Below are 13,458 nucleotides of genomic sequence, written 5' to 3'. Positions count from 1 at the left end.
CCGTCCGCCGAGGGGGCGGACGGAACCGGGCGGCACGCCGGTGCTCAGGCGCTCGCGGTGTAGTCGTAGAACCCGCGGCCGGACTTGCGGCCCAGCAGACCCGCGTCGACCATCCGGGAGAGCAGCGGGGGAGCGGCGTACAGCGGCTCCTTGTACTCGTCGTACATCGACTCGGCGATCGAGACGATGGTGTCCAGGCCGATCAGGTCGCAGAGCCGCAGCGGGCCCATCGGGTGGGCGCAGCCGGCCTCCATGCCCTTGTCGATGTCGGACGCGGTCGCCACGCCCGACTCGAACATCCGCACCGCCGACAGCAGGTACGGCACCAGCAGGGCGTTCACCACGAAACCGGCCCGGTCACGGGCGCGGATCGGCTCCTTGCCGAGCACCTCGACGGCGAAGGCCTCGGCCCGCTCGGTGGTGGTGGCCGACGTGGTCAGGGTCGGGATCACCTCGACCAGCTTCTGCACCGGCGCCGGGTTGAAGAAGTGCAGGCCGATCACCTGCTCCGGGCGCGTGGTGGCGGCGGCCAGCTTCACGATCGGGATCGACGAGGTGTTGGAGGCGAGGATCGCGTCCCGGCGCTCGATCACCTGGTCCAGCGTCTGGAAGATCTGGACCTTGATGTCCTCGCGCTCGGCGACCGCCTCGACCACCAGGTCACGGTCGGCGAAATCGGCGAGGTCGGTGGTGAAGCTCAGCCGGGCCAGCGCCTCGTCGCGCTGCTCGACGGTCAGCTTGCCCCGCTTGACGGCCGTCTCCAGGGAGTTGGTCAGCCGGGTGCGGCCGAACTCCAGGGCTTCCCCGCTGGCCTCCGACACCAGGACGTCCAGCCCGGCCCGGGCGAACACCTCCGCGATGCCCGACCCCATCAGACCGCAGCCGATCACTCCGACGCGCGCGATGTCACTCACTCAGTTGCCCTTCGGTTGCGCCGGGGGTGCGGCCCCGGCGACAGGTGTCCAGCAAGCCGCTGTTCAGCGGGCGGTTTTCCGGTATATGGGCACCGGTGCACCGCTCCGACGACGTTACTACTCCGTACCGGCGAGTAGGTCATCCCCTCCCCGGGCGGACCGGCCGGCCGGAGGCTGCGCCGGACGGGTGACCCCGTGGTCCGCGGCCCGTGCGCCCGCCGGGCCGGAACGCCCGCGGCCGGACAGAATGCGGGACGGCCGGGGGTCCGGGAGACGGGCCCCGGGCCGGGCCGGACGGGTCCGGGGACGGGCGGGGCACGCCGGCAGCGAAGGGAGCACGGGGATGGCAACGGGATCGCTCACAGGACAGGTCGCCCTGGTCACCGGAGCCGGCCGGGGCATCGGCCGGGAGATCGCCGTCGGCCTTGCCGCCGAGGGCATGGCCGTCGGCCTGGTCGGCCGCACCCACGAGACCGTCACCGCCACCCTCAAGGAGTGCGCCCGGCACGGCGCCCGCGGCGTCGCCGTGGCCGCGGACGTCACCCGGCCCGCCTCGGTCCGCGAGGCGGTCCGGGTGGTCGAGCGTGACCTCGGCCCGGTCGACCTGCTGGTCAACAACGCCGGCCAGGTGGACCGGGCCGAGGTGCCGCTCTGGGAGACCGACGCCAACCAGTGGTGGCAGGTGGTCGAGACCAACCTGCGCGGCCCCTACAACCTGCTGCGCTGCATCCTGCCCGGCATGGTCGAACGCCGCCGCGGCCGGGTCGTCAACCTCAACTCCGGCTTCGCGCTGCGCCCGGACGGCCACTACACCGCGTACGCCACCTCCAAGGGCGCGCTGCTCCAACTCTCCGACAACATGGCCGACTCGCTCGCCGAGCACCACGTGGTCGTGCTCGACATCAGCCCCGGCGCGGTCGCCACCGACATGACGGCGGGCATGCCGATGTTCCGGGACATGAAGGCCTGGGGCTCCATCCCGTACATGGTCGCGGTCACCGTGGACGCCGCCCGCGGCCGCTTCGACGCACTGCACGGCCGGTTCATCCACGCCGGGCGGGACAACCTGGAGGAACTGGTCCGCCGCGCCGAGGAGATCCGCGAGGCCGACGCCCGGACGCTGCGGCTGCGTCCGTACGGCCCGGAGGACCCGATGGCATAAGGCGGGGGCATCCGACGGGATCCGCCGGACGGCCCCGGGCCCCGGCCGGTCAGGCGGGGGCGAAGAGGCCGCTGGCCGTCACCGGCTTGAGCCCGGACCTGGCCAGCCCGTCCAGGATCCCGGGCAGCGCGTCGACCGTGCACTGGTGGCCCATGTGCAGCGCGACCACCGAGCCGCCCTTCACCGAGCCGAGCACCCGGCGCTGCAACTCGGCCGCGCTCGGATCGCTGTAGTCGCGCGGGTCGACGTCGAAGGCGAGCACGTGCTCGTAGCCGACCGCCTTCGCCTGCTCGCGCACCATCGGGGTGGCGTACTGGGCCGCGGACGGCCGGAACCAGCGGCCGATCGAACCGGTGAGCCGCTGCAGCCGCTCCGCGCACTGGGCGATCTCGGCGCGCGCCTGGTCGGGCGTCATCGCGGAGATGTTCAGGTGGTTCTGGGTGTGGTTGCCCAGTTCGTGGCCGCCGTCCAGGACGCGCCGTGCCATCTGCGGCTGCTGGTCCAGCCAGCTGCCGACCGCCATCACGGTCAGCCGGGCGCCGCGCTGCTCGGCGATCTCCAGCAGGGCGGTGGCGAGCTTCGGGTCGCCGCTGCCGTGGAAGGTCAGCGCGACGTTCCTGCCGGTGCGCGGCCCGTACGCGACCTCGACCGGGGTGCCGGGGGCGAGCGGCGCCAGCACCGGCGGGGCCGGCGGCGCGGTGACGGCGGACGGGTCGGGGGAGGGGGTGGCGGTGGCCGGTGCCGTCGGGGCGGGCGAGGCCGGACCCTCGCCGCCGGCCCAGGCCGGGTCCACCGCGGCCGGGTCACCGCCGCCCGGGTGAACGGTGCCGGGGTGCACCGCGAGCGCCCCCGGGTCGGCCCGGCGCGGGCCGCCGTCGGCGCAGGCGGTGAGCAGCCCGCCACTGGCGGCGAGAGCGGCCATCCGGGCGGTGGCGCGCAGGACGGAGCGGCGGGAGGTGGTCATCCGGTCGGCAGTCATCGGCAGTCAGCATAGAGACGGCGACACGCCGGGGCGATTCGACGGGCGGGCCCGCGAGCCGTGTTTGACGTGCACACATTCCTCCGTGGAGGGGTGCGGAAACCTGAACTCCCGCTGTTTCCACGGAGTGTCGTCGGATACGATCACGGCGCACCGCGTGGTAGTGCACGGACCGCGACGGGGCAGGCATTCCGGCAACGAGGCATAGGGGGCGGAAGCAGGATGCACGAGGACACCACGGCGACGGCCGGCATATCCGCCGGCGCGGAGAACGGCACGGAGAACGGCACGGCGGACGGCGCAGGGACCGCCGCGGACTGGGACTGGGCCCGCGCCGACGACTGGCGGCCGCCGACCGAGCTGGACACCGGCGTCCCGCACACCGCCCGGATGTACGACTACTACCTCGGCGGCAAGGACAACTTCGAGGCCGACCGCAAGGCCGCCGAGGCCGCCATCGCCGCCTACCCGGCACTGCCGCTGCTCGCCCGCACCAACCGCGAATTCCTGGGCCGCGCCGTGGAGTTCGTCGCCGGCCGGGGCATCCGCCAGTTCATCGACATCGGCACCGGCATCCCCGCCGTCGGCTCCACCAGCGAGGTCGCCCAGCGGGTCGCCCCGGACGCCCGCGTGGTCTACGTCGACAACGACCCGATCGTGGCCACCCACGCCCGCGCGCTGCTGGCGGGCCACCCGGCCGGGCACACCTCGGTGATCGAGGCCGACCTGCGGGAACCCGCGGCGATCCTCGACCACCCCGCCCTGCGCTCCGCCGTCGACCTCGGCGAGCCGGTCGCCCTGATGCTCGTCGCCGTCCTGCACTTCATCCGGGACGAGGACGGCGCCGAGGCGATCGTCCGTACGCTGCGCGACGCGCTCGCCCCCGGCAGTGCGCTGGTCCTCTCGCACGGCAGCCCCGACTTCGCCTCCCGGGAGAGCGCCGCCGAGGGCGCCCGGATCTACCGGAGCGCCAGCGCCCCGCTGGTCCTGCGCCCGCGCGCCGGCGTCGAGCCGTTCTTCGGCGACTTCGAGTTCGCCGGCCCCGGTCTGGTCCAACTCCCGCTCTGGCGCCCGGAGGCCGGGCACGTCCCGACCGGTGAACTCCCCGAGGGCTGGCAGGACGTCTCGGCGTACGCGGGCGTCGCGTTCAAGCGCTGACCGTTCGCGGACCGGCCCCGGCGCCTCCCCTCCAGAGCGCCGGGGCCGCCCCGCGCCCCCGTGACCCCGACGCTAACCCCCGCCACTGACAACCCGTCACCCGAGAGGGCCCGCCCCCACCGTGCCCGGCCTCCCGCCCCTGCCCGCCACCGCCGCCCGGCTGCTGGAGGCCGTCGACGCGCCGCCCCGGCTGGTGGCCCACCTGAGCCTGGTCCACGAGGTCGCGCGGACGATCGCCGACTGGTGCGCCGCCGCCTGCCCGCGCCTCGCGCTGGACCGCGAGGCGGTGCTGTTCGGGGCCGCCACCCACGACATCGGCAAGACCGTGCACCCGGAGGAGCTCTCCGCGCCCGGCTCCGCCCATGAGCCCGCCGGCTACGAGCTGCTGCGTGCCCACGGCGTCCCCGAGCGGCTCGCCCGGTTCGCCCGCACCCACGCGAGCTGGGGCGGGCCCGGCATCAGCACCGAGGAACTGCTGGTGAGCCTGGCCGACAAGGCGTGGAAGAACAGCCGGGTCCGCGACCTGGAGGACCGGGTGGTCGACCGGCTCGCCATCGCCGCCCGGCGGGAGCGGTGGGAGGTGTTCCTGGAGCTGGACGACCTGCTCACCCGGGTCGGCGACGACGCGCCGCGCCGGCTGGCCGTCCAGGCCGGGTACCCCGTCCGGAACGCGTAGCGGGCGCCGGACGGCGCACCCGGCCGACGGCTACCGCTGCCGCAGCTGGTCCAGCTCGCGCCGGTCGCGCTTGGTGGGCCGCCCGGCGCCCCGGTCGCGCTCGCCGGCGGCCGCGACCTGCTCGCGCGGCGGCCGCGGCGGGCTGTTGTCCACCAGGCACTCGGCCGCGACCACGGCGCCGACCCGCTTGCGGATCAGCCGCTTCACCACGACGACGCGCTCGTACCCGTCGAGGCGCACCCGCACCTCGTCCCCGGGCTTGAGCGTCTGCGCGGGCTTGGCCCGCTCCCCGTTCACCTGGACGTGCCCGGCCCGGCACGCGGCCGCCGCCAGCGCGCGCGTCTTGGCCAGCCGCACCGACCAGATCCAGCTGTCCACCCGGACGCTTCCCTCGTCTTCGACCATCCTCCGAGCCTACCGAGCGGCGCGGCGGGTTCAGGCCGGCGGCGACTCCTGGACGGCCCAGCCGTTGCCGTCCGGGTCGGAGAAGAACACGAAGGAGTTCCACGCCCCGCCGCGCCCGTCGACCCGGGCGCCGGCCTCGAAGTGCTGGACCGGGCTCACCTCCACCCCGCGCGCGACCAGCTCGCCGTGCGCCTTGTCGATGTCCGGCACCACCAGCTGCAGCCCCTTCAGCGAGCCCGGCGGCGCCTCCGTCACGCCGGTGCCCACCACGATCGAGCACCGCGAGCCCGGCGGCGTCAGCTGGACGACCCGGACGCCCTCCCGGACCCGGGTGTCGTGGTCCACCGTGAAACCGGCCTGCTCCTCGTAGAAGACCTTGGCCCGGTCCACGTCGGACACCGGGACCACCACGACTTCGAGCTTCCAGTCCATTTCCCGAACCCCTTCCGGTCGGGTCCCTCCGGTCTGGCCCCTCCAGTATCGGCCGCGCGGACGGCCCCCGCCCGGCGGTCGGCTAGCCTGAGATCACGATGAACCGCCTCAGCACGCCCGCCGCCGCACCCCCCTTCGTCACCCCGTGGGGCACCTTCGACCTCACCCGCTACCCGGAGGACCCGCGCGAGCGGCTGCGGGCCTGGGACGCCGCCGACGAGTACCTGCTGCGCCACCTCGCCGGCGAGACCGACAGCGCCCAGGGCGCACCCACCGGGCTCACCGGCCGCACCGTGGTCGTCCTCGGCGACCGCTGGGGCGCCCTGACCACCGCCCTCGCCACGGCGCTCGCCGCCGCCGACGCCCCGGCCGGCCCGGTGCAGGTCTCCGACTCCCACCTCGGCCGGCAGGCCACCCTGGCCAACCTGGCCCGGGCCGGCGCCGCCCCCGGCGCGGCCCGGCTGCTCACCACCCAGGACGCCCCGCCGGAACGGATCGACGTCCTGCTGGTCCGGATCCCGAAGAGCCTCGCGCTGCTGGAGGACCAACTGCACCGGCTGGCCCCGGCCGTGCACCCCGGCACGGTGGTGGTCGGCACCGGCATGGTGACCGAGATCCACACCTCCACGCTCCAGCTGTTCGCGCGCATCCTCGGCCCGACCCGCACCTCGCTCGCGGTCCGCAAGGCCCGGCTGGTGTTCTGCACCCCCGACCCGGCGCTGGATCCCGGCCCCAGCCCCTGGCCGCACAGCTACGCGCTGCCCGGCGACATCGGCCCGGCGGCCGGCCGCACCGTGGTCAACCACGCCGGCACCTTCTGCGCCGAGCGGCTCGACATCGGCACCCGCTTCTTCCTCGGCCACCTGCCGGCCGCCGCCCCCGGCGCCCGCGTCGTCGACCTCGGCTGCGGCAACGGCGTGGTCGGCACCGCGGCGGCCCTGGCGAGCCCCGGGGCCGAGCTGGTCTTCGTGGACGAGTCCCACCAGGCGGTGGCCTCCGCCGAGGCCACCTTCCGCGCCAACCTGGGCCCGGACGCGCCCGCCGAGTTCCTCACCGCCGACGCCCTCGCCACCGAGGCCGTCCCGGCCGGCTCGGTGGACCTCGTCCTCAACAACCCGCCGTTCCACTCCCACCAGGCCACCACCGACGCCACCGCCTGGCGGATGTTCACCGGCGCCCGCCGCGCGCTGCGGCCCGGCGGCGAACTCTGGGTGGTCGGCAACCGCCACCTCGGCTACCACGTCAAGCTGCGCCGCCTCTTCGGCAACTGCCGACTCGTCGCGGGCAACCCCAAGTTCGTGGTCCTGCGCGCCGTGAAGCGCTGACCCGCCGCCGCCCGCCCCACCGGTCTGCGCCCGGCTCCGCGGCCGGGCGCTTCCTCGCATACTCCTTGCATGAATGTTCCGTACTGCGTATATTCATGCCACGACCAAGGAGGGAAAGCCATGGCATTGCGAGTCGCCGTCGCCGGCGCGAGCGGATATGCGGGCGGTGAGGCACTGCGCCTGCTGCTCGGCCACCCGGAGGTGGAGATCGGGGCGCTGACGGGCGGCTCCAACGCGGGCACCAGGCTCGGCGCGCTGCAGCCGCACCTGCTCCCGCTCGCCGACCGGATCCTGGAGCCCACCACCGCCGAGGTGCTGGCCGACCACGACGTGGTGTTCCTGGCGCTGCCGCACGGCCAGTCCGCCGCCGTCGCCGAAGCCCTCGGTGGGAACGTGCTGATCGTCGACTGCGGCGCCGACTTCCGGCTCAAGGCCGCCGCCGACTGGGAGCAGTTCTACGGCTCCGCGCACGCCGGCACCTGGCCGTACGGCCTGCCCGAGCTGCCCGCCCACCGGGCCGCCCTCAAGGGCGTCAACCGGATCGCCGTGCCCGGCTGCTACCCGACCGCCGCCTCGCTCGCGCTCTTCCCGGCCTACGCGGCGAAGCTCGCCGAGCCCGAGGCCGTGATCGTCGCCGCCTCCGGCACCTCCGGCGCCGGCAAGGCCGCCAAGACCCACCTGCTCGGCAGCGAGGTCATGGGCAGCGTCAGCGCCTACGGCGTCGGCGGCGGCCACCGGCACACCCCGGAGATGTCGCAGAACCTCACCCCGCTCGCCGGCGAGCCGGTCACCGTGTCCTTCACCCCCACCCTGGTGCCGATGCCGCGCGGCATCCTCGCCACCTGCTCCGCCAAGGCCAGGCCCGGCGTGACGGGCGAGGGCCTGCGCGCCGCCTACGCCGAGGCGTTCGCCGGCGAGCCCTTCGTCCGCCTGCTGCCCGAGGGGCAGTGGCCGCAGACCAGCAGCGTCTACGGCTCGAACGCCGCGCTCGTCCAGGTCGCCCTGGACGAGACCGCCGGGCGGATCATCGCGATCAGCGCGATCGACAACCTGGTCAAGGGCACCGCCGGCGGCGCGGTGCAGAGCATGAACATCGCCCTCGGCCTCCCCGAGGAGCTGGGCCTTCCCGTGAACGGAGTCGCACCGTGACCGACCACCAGAACCTCGGAGTGACGGCCGCCAAGGGCTTCCGCGCCGCCGGGGTCACCGCCGGCATCAAGGCGTCCGGCACCCCGGACCTCGCCCTGGTCGTCAACGACGGCCCCTCGCTCGCCGCCGCCGGCGTCTTCACCGCCAACCGGGTCAAGGCCGCGCCCGTGCTCTGGTCCGAGCAGGTCCTCAAGGGCGGGCTGGTCTCCGCCGTCGTCCTCAACTCCGGTGGCGCCAACGCCTGTACCGGCCCGCTCGGCTTCCAGGACACCCACGCCACCGCCGAGAAGGCCGCCGCGGAGCTGAAGCTCAACGCCGGCGAGGTGGCCGTCGCCTCCACCGGCCTGATCGGCGTGCGCCTGCCGATGGACGTCCTGCTGCCCGGCATCGCCACCGCCGCCGCGGAGCTGAGCGCGACCGGCGGCGAGGCCGCCGCGATCGCGATCAAGACCACCGACACCGTCCACAAGACCGCCCAGGTCACCAGCCCGGCCGGCTGGACCGTCGGCGGCATGGCCAAGGGCGCCGGCATGCTCGCCCCGGGCCTGGCCACCATGCTCGTCGTCCTCACCACCGACGCCGACCTGGACGCCGCCGCCCTGGACGCCGCGCTGCGCGGCGCCACCCGCACCACCTTCGACCGGATCGACTCCGACGGCTGCATGTCGACCAACGACACCGTGCTGCTGCTCGCCTCCGGCGCCTCCGGCACCACCCCGGACCGGGCGGAGTTCGACGAGGCCGTCCGCACCGTCTGCGCCGGCCTGGCCCGCCAGCTGATCGGCGACGCCGAGGGCGCGAGCAAGGACATCCGGATCGACGTCACCGCCGCCGCCACCGAGGACGAGGCCGTCGACGTCGCCCGGACGATCGGCCGCAACAACCTGCTCAAGTGCGCCCTCCACGGCGAGGACCCGAACTGGGGCCGGGTGCTGGCCGCCATCGGCACCACCACCGCCGCCTTCGACCCGGACCGCCTCGACGTCGCCATCAACGGCGTCTGGGTCTGCCGGAACGGCAGCGTGGGGGAGGACCGCGACCTGGTCGACATGACCGGCCGCGAGGTCGTCATCACCGCCCGCCTCAACGCGGGCGAGGCCGCCGCCACCCTGTGGACCAACGACCTCACCGCCGACTACGTGCACGAGAACAGCGCCTACTCCACCTGAGACACCGAGCCCCCGAGGGACACGGAACCGTGCAGATCGCACCCAAGGGCGAACAGGCCCGCAACAACACCGCGTTGCCCAAGGCCATGACGCTGATCGAGGCGCTGCCCTGGCTGGAGCGCTTCCACGGCAAGACCGTCGTGATCAAGTTCGGCGGCAACGCCATGGTGGACGACGACCTCAAGGCGGCCTTCGCCCAGGACGTGGTCTTCCTGCGCTACGCCGGCCTGCACCCCGTCGTGGTGCACGGCGGCGGCCCGCAGATCAGCGCCCAGCTGGACAAGCTCGGTCTGGAGTCCTCGTTCACCAACGGCCTGCGGGTCACCACCCCCGAGACCATGGACGTGGTCCGGATGGTGCTGGCCGGGCAGGTCCAGCGGGAGCTGGTCGGGCTGCTCAACGGCCACGGCCCGTTCGCGGTCGGCATGACCGGCGAGGACGCCCACACCATGACCGCGGTCAAGCGGTACGCGGTGGTGGACGGCGAGCAGGTCGACATCGGCCTGGTCGGCGACATCGTCAACATCGAGGCCGGCGCCGTGAAGGCGCTGATCGCCGACGGCCGGATCCCGGTGATCTCCTCGATCGCCCGCGGCGCCGACGGCCACGTCTACAACATCAACGCCGACACCGCCGCCTCCGCCCTCGCGGTCGCGCTCGGCGCCGAGATGCTCGTCGTCCTCACCGACGTCGAGGGCCTCTACAAGGACTGGCCGAACTCCGACGACGTGATCAGCCAGCTCAGCGCGAGCGAGCTGGAGGAGCTGCTGCCCGGCCTCGCCAGCGGCATGGTCCCCAAGATGGAGGGCTGCCTGCGTGCCGTCCGCTCCGGCGTCGGCACCGCCCGCGTGCTGGACGGCCGGGTGCAGCACAGCCTGCTGCTGGAGATCTTCACCGACGAGGGCATCGGCACGATGGTCGTGCCGGACGACGAAACGACCGTGACCGGGGGACTGGCATGACATCCAACGCGCAGCTCACCGACCGGTGGCAGCACTCCTTCACCGACAACTACGGCACCCCGCGGATCCCGCTGGTCCGCGGCGAGGGCGCCAAGCTCTGGGACGCGGACGGCAAGGAGTACACCGACCTGCTCGGCGGCATCGCCGTCAACGCCCTCGGCACCGCCCACCCGGCGGTCGTCGAGGCCGTCACCCGGCAGATCGGCACCCTCGGCCACGTCTCCAACCTGTTCATGGCCGAGCCCACCATCGCCCTCGCCGAGCGGCTGCTGAAGCTCTCCGGCCGCGACGGCCGGGTCTTCTTCTGCAACTCCGGCGCCGAGGCCAACGAGGCCGCGTTCAAGATCAGCCGGCGGACCGGCCGCACTCACGTGGTGGCGCTGGAGGGCGGCTTCCACGGCCGGACCATGGGCGCCCTCGCGCTCACCGGCCAGCCCGCCAAGCAGGCGCCGTTCCGGCCGCTGCCCGGCGACGTCACCCACGTCCCGTTCGGCGACGTCGAGGCGCTGCGGGCCGCGGTCACCACCGGGACCGCCGCCGTCTTCCTGGAGCCGGTCCAGGGCGAGAACGGCGCGATCCCGCTGCCCGACGGCTACCTGACCGCCGCCCGCGAGATCACCCGGGCCACCGGCACCCTGCTGATCCTGGACGAGATCCAGACCGGCATCGGCCGCACCGGGTACTGGTACGCCCACCAGGCCTCCGAGGGCGTCGAGCCGGACGTCGTCACCCTCGCGAAGGCCCTGGGCGGCGGGCTGCCTATCGGCGCCGTGCTCGCCTTCGGGGACGCCGCCGAACTGCTCACCCCGGGCCAGCACGGCACCACCTTCGGCGGCAACCCGGTGGTCGCGGCGGCGGCGCTCGCGGTGCTCGACACCATCGAGTCCGAGGGCCTGCTGGAGCACGTCCGCAAGCTCGGCGACCGGCTGCGGCACGGCATCGAGGCGATCGGCGACCCGCTGGTCTCGCACGTGCGCGGGGCCGGGCTGCTGCTCGGCATCGTGCTCACCGAGCCGGTGTCCGCCCGGGTTCAGGCGGCCGCGCAGGCGGCCGGCTTCCTGGTGAACGCCGCCGTCCCGGACGCGGTCCGGCTCGCTCCGCCGCTGGTGCTCACGGAACAGGAGGCGGACGCCTTCCTGGCCGCGCTGCCGGAGATCCTCCGGACGGTGCGGGAGAACGCCCCGGCCGATGCGAGCTGAGCGTAGTCCGGGAGAATAATCACATGACCGTTCCCAACTCCGGCCCGTCCTCCGCCGGCCCGACGCCGCAGGTCCCGCAGACCCGCACCGCGCGCCACCGGCGAATCGTGGACCTGCTCACCCGCCAGCCCGTGCGCTCGCAGAGCCAGCTCGCCAAGCTGCTCGCCGACGACGGACTGGTGGTCACCCAGGCCACCCTCTCGCGGGACCTGGACGAGTTGGGAGCGGTGAAGATCCGCAACCGGGACGGCGCGCTCATCTACGCCGTCCCGGCCGAGGGCGGCGACCGCACGCCGCGCGCGCCGATGGGGGAGTCGGCCAGCGAGGGCCGGATGGCCCGGCTGGCCGGCGAGCTCATGGTCTCCGCCACCGCCTCCGGCAACCTCGTGGTGCTGCGGACCCCGCCGGGCGCCGCCCAGTTCCTGGCCTCCGCGATCGACCAGGCCGAGGTCTTCGAGATCATCGGCACCATCGCCGGCGACGACACCGTCCTGCTGATCAGCCGCGACCCGGCCGGCGGCCAGGCCCTCGCCGACCACCTGATGCAACTCGCCCAGGCCAAGGCCCAGTAGCCCTCCCGTGGGCCCGGTGATCCGGGCCCACACCCGTACCCGGACACGACCCTCGGCGGACTCCCGGCCGGGGGTTTTGAGTTTCATACGGTGTAGTGCATACTTATGCCTATCGCCGTAAACCTGTTCGCACAGTTGTGAAGGAGAAAGCCGTGACCGAGCGCGTCGTACTCGCCTACTCGGGCGGTCTGGACACGTCCGTCTGCATCGGCTGGATCGCCGAGGAGACGGGCGCCGAGGTCATCGCCGTCGCCGTCGACGTCGGCCAGGGCGGCGAGGATCTGGACGTCATCCGCCAGCGCGCGCTGGACTGCGGTGCCGTCGAGGCCGAGGTCGCGGACGCCCGCGAGGAGTTCGCCGACGAGTACTGCCTCCCGGCCGTCAAGGCCAACGCCCTGTACCAGGGCCAGTACCCCCTGGTGTCCGCCCTCTCCCGGCCGGTCATCGTCAAGCACCTGGTCGCGGCCGCGCAGAAGCACGGCGCCACCACCGTCGCCCACGGCTGCACCGGCAAGGGCAACGACCAGGTCCGCTTCGAGGTGGGCATCAACTCGCTCGCCCCGGGCCTGAAGTGCATCGCGCCGGTCCGCGACTACGCGATGACCCGGGACAAGGCGATCGCTTTCGCCGAGGCCAAGGGCCTGCCGATCGCCACCACCAAGAAGTCGCCGTACTCGATCGACCAGAACGTCTTCGGGCGGGCCGTCGAGACCGGCTTCCTGGAGGACATCTGGAACGCCCCGATCGAGGACGTCTACGAGTACACCCAGGACCCGGCCGCCCCGCGCGAGGCCGACGAGGTGATCATCACCTTCGACGCCGGCGTCCCGGTCGCCGTCGACGGCCGCAAGGTCACCGTGCTGCAGGCCATCGAGGAGCTGAACCGGCGGGCCGGCGCCCAGGGCATCGGCCGCCTCGACATGGTCGAGGACCGGCTGGTCGGCATCAAGTCCCGCGAGATCTACGAGGCCCCCGGCGCGATCGCCCTGATCACCGCCCACCAGGCCCTGGAGAACGTCACCGTCGAGCGCGAACTCGCCCGCTACAAGCGGCAGGTGGAGCAGCGCTGGGCCGAGCTGGTCTACGACGGCCTCTGGTTCTCCCCGCTCAAGCGTGCCCTGGACGGCTTCATCGACGAGGCCAACCAGCACGTCTCCGGCGAGATCCGGATGGTCCTGCACGCGGGCCGGGCCGTCGTCAACGGCCGCAAGTCGGACCAGTCGCTGTACGACTTCAACCTCGCCACCTACGACACCGGCGACACCTTCGACCAGTCGATGTCCAAGGGCTTCATCGAGATCTTCGGCATGTCCTCGAAGATCGCCGCCCGTCGCGACCTCGCCTGAGCCACCCCTC

14 protein-coding genes are annotated in these 13,458 nt (G+C 73.7%); 10 read left to right on the top strand and 4 right to left on the bottom strand.

Annotated elements, in window-relative coordinates; translation table 11 throughout:
• Window positions 1-44: 44 nt before the first annotated feature.
• Complete coding sequence (locus ABZ885_RS15970) at window positions 45-914, bottom strand: 3-hydroxybutyryl-CoA dehydrogenase (RefSeq protein WP_360188087.1); 870 nt, start codon at window positions 912-914, stop codon at window positions 45-47.
• A gap of 343 nt (window positions 915-1,257) precedes the next feature.
• Between ABZ885_RS15970 and ABZ885_RS15965 the strand changes: the two genes are divergently transcribed.
• Entirely contained in the window at window positions 1,258-2,076 is an 819-nt protein-coding gene (locus tag ABZ885_RS15965) for an SDR family oxidoreductase (protein WP_360188085.1), read from the top strand.
• Window positions 2,077-2,125: 49 nt separating this feature from the next.
• Here ABZ885_RS15965 and ABZ885_RS15960 read toward each other — a convergent pair whose 3' ends face one another.
• Window positions 2,126-3,055, bottom strand: coding sequence for a polysaccharide deacetylase family protein (locus tag ABZ885_RS15960; protein ID WP_360188083.1), 930 nt, complete (start codon window positions 3,053-3,055; stop codon window positions 2,126-2,128).
• 222 nt (window positions 3,056-3,277) lie between these two features.
• Here ABZ885_RS15960 and ABZ885_RS15955 point away from each other — a divergent pair, with 222 nt between their 5' ends.
• Together ABZ885_RS15955 and ABZ885_RS15950 are read left to right on the top strand one after the other, a co-directional pair.
• Entirely contained in the window at window positions 3,278-4,213 is a 936-nt protein-coding gene (locus ABZ885_RS15955) for an SAM-dependent methyltransferase (RefSeq protein WP_360188081.1), read from the top strand.
• Window positions 4,214-4,334: 121 nt separating this feature from the next.
• Entirely contained in the window at window positions 4,335-4,889 is a 555-nt protein-coding gene (locus tag ABZ885_RS15950) for an HD domain-containing protein (RefSeq protein ID WP_360188079.1), read from the top strand.
• 30 nt (window positions 4,890-4,919) lie between these two features.
• Here ABZ885_RS15950 and ABZ885_RS15945 read toward each other — a convergent pair whose 3' ends face one another.
• Window positions 4,920-5,294, bottom strand: coding sequence for a S4 domain-containing protein (locus ABZ885_RS15945; protein ID WP_360188077.1), 375 nt, complete (start codon window positions 5,292-5,294; stop codon window positions 4,920-4,922).
• 30 nt (window positions 5,295-5,324) lie between these two features.
• Window positions 5,325-5,726: a VOC family protein gene (locus ABZ885_RS15940; RefSeq protein ID WP_360188075.1), complete on the bottom strand. Its 402-nt coding sequence runs from the start codon at window positions 5,724-5,726 to the stop codon at window positions 5,325-5,327.
• Window positions 5,727-5,824: 98 nt separating this feature from the next.
• Here ABZ885_RS15940 and ABZ885_RS15935 point away from each other — a divergent pair, with 98 nt between their 5' ends.
• The 7 genes from ABZ885_RS15935 (at window position 5,825) to ABZ885_RS15905 (ending at window position 13,448) form a co-directional block, all read left to right on the top strand.
• Window positions 5,825-7,051 carry a methyltransferase gene (locus ABZ885_RS15935; RefSeq protein ID WP_360188073.1) on the top strand — a complete coding sequence of 409 codons (1,227 nt, stop codon included), beginning with the start codon at window positions 5,825-5,827 and terminating at the stop codon, window positions 7,049-7,051.
• Between the two features lie 120 nt (window positions 7,052-7,171).
• Window positions 7,172-8,200: an N-acetyl-gamma-glutamyl-phosphate reductase gene (argC, locus tag ABZ885_RS15930; protein WP_360188071.1), complete on the top strand. Its 1,029-nt coding sequence runs from the start codon at window positions 7,172-7,174 to the stop codon at window positions 8,198-8,200.
• Window positions 8,197-9,369: a bifunctional glutamate N-acetyltransferase/amino-acid acetyltransferase ArgJ gene (gene argJ, locus ABZ885_RS15925; protein WP_360188069.1), complete on the top strand. Its 1,173-nt coding sequence runs from the start codon at window positions 8,197-8,199 to the stop codon at window positions 9,367-9,369. Before argC ends, argJ begins: the two co-directional genes overlap by 4 nt.
• Window positions 9,370-9,455: 86 nt before the next feature.
• Window positions 9,456-10,331 (top strand): acetylglutamate kinase, encoded by an 876-nt coding sequence (gene argB, locus ABZ885_RS15920; RefSeq protein WP_360188089.1) that lies wholly within the window; start codon window positions 9,456-9,458, stop codon window positions 10,329-10,331.
• Entirely contained in the window at window positions 10,328-11,530 is a 1,203-nt protein-coding gene (locus ABZ885_RS15915; protein ID WP_360188067.1) for an acetylornithine transaminase, read from the top strand. The genes argB and ABZ885_RS15915 overlap by 4 nt, the downstream gene beginning before the upstream one ends.
• Window positions 11,531-11,553: 23 nt before the next feature.
• Window positions 11,554-12,102 carry an arginine repressor gene (locus ABZ885_RS15910; RefSeq protein WP_360188065.1) on the top strand — a complete coding sequence of 183 codons (549 nt, stop codon included), beginning with the start codon at window positions 11,554-11,556 and terminating at the stop codon, window positions 12,100-12,102.
• 152 nt (window positions 12,103-12,254) lie between these two features.
• Window positions 12,255-13,448, top strand: a complete 1,194-nt coding sequence (locus ABZ885_RS15905) for an argininosuccinate synthase (protein WP_360188063.1) — start codon at window positions 12,255-12,257, stop codon at window positions 13,446-13,448.
• The last annotated feature ends 10 nt before the right edge of the window (window positions 13,449-13,458 follow it).

The organism is Kitasatospora sp. NPDC047058 (assembly GCF_040643935.1).
Classification (GTDB): Bacteria; Actinomycetota; Actinomycetes; order Streptomycetales; family Streptomycetaceae; genus Kitasatospora.
This window is presented reverse-complemented; position numbering and strand designations above follow the sequence as displayed.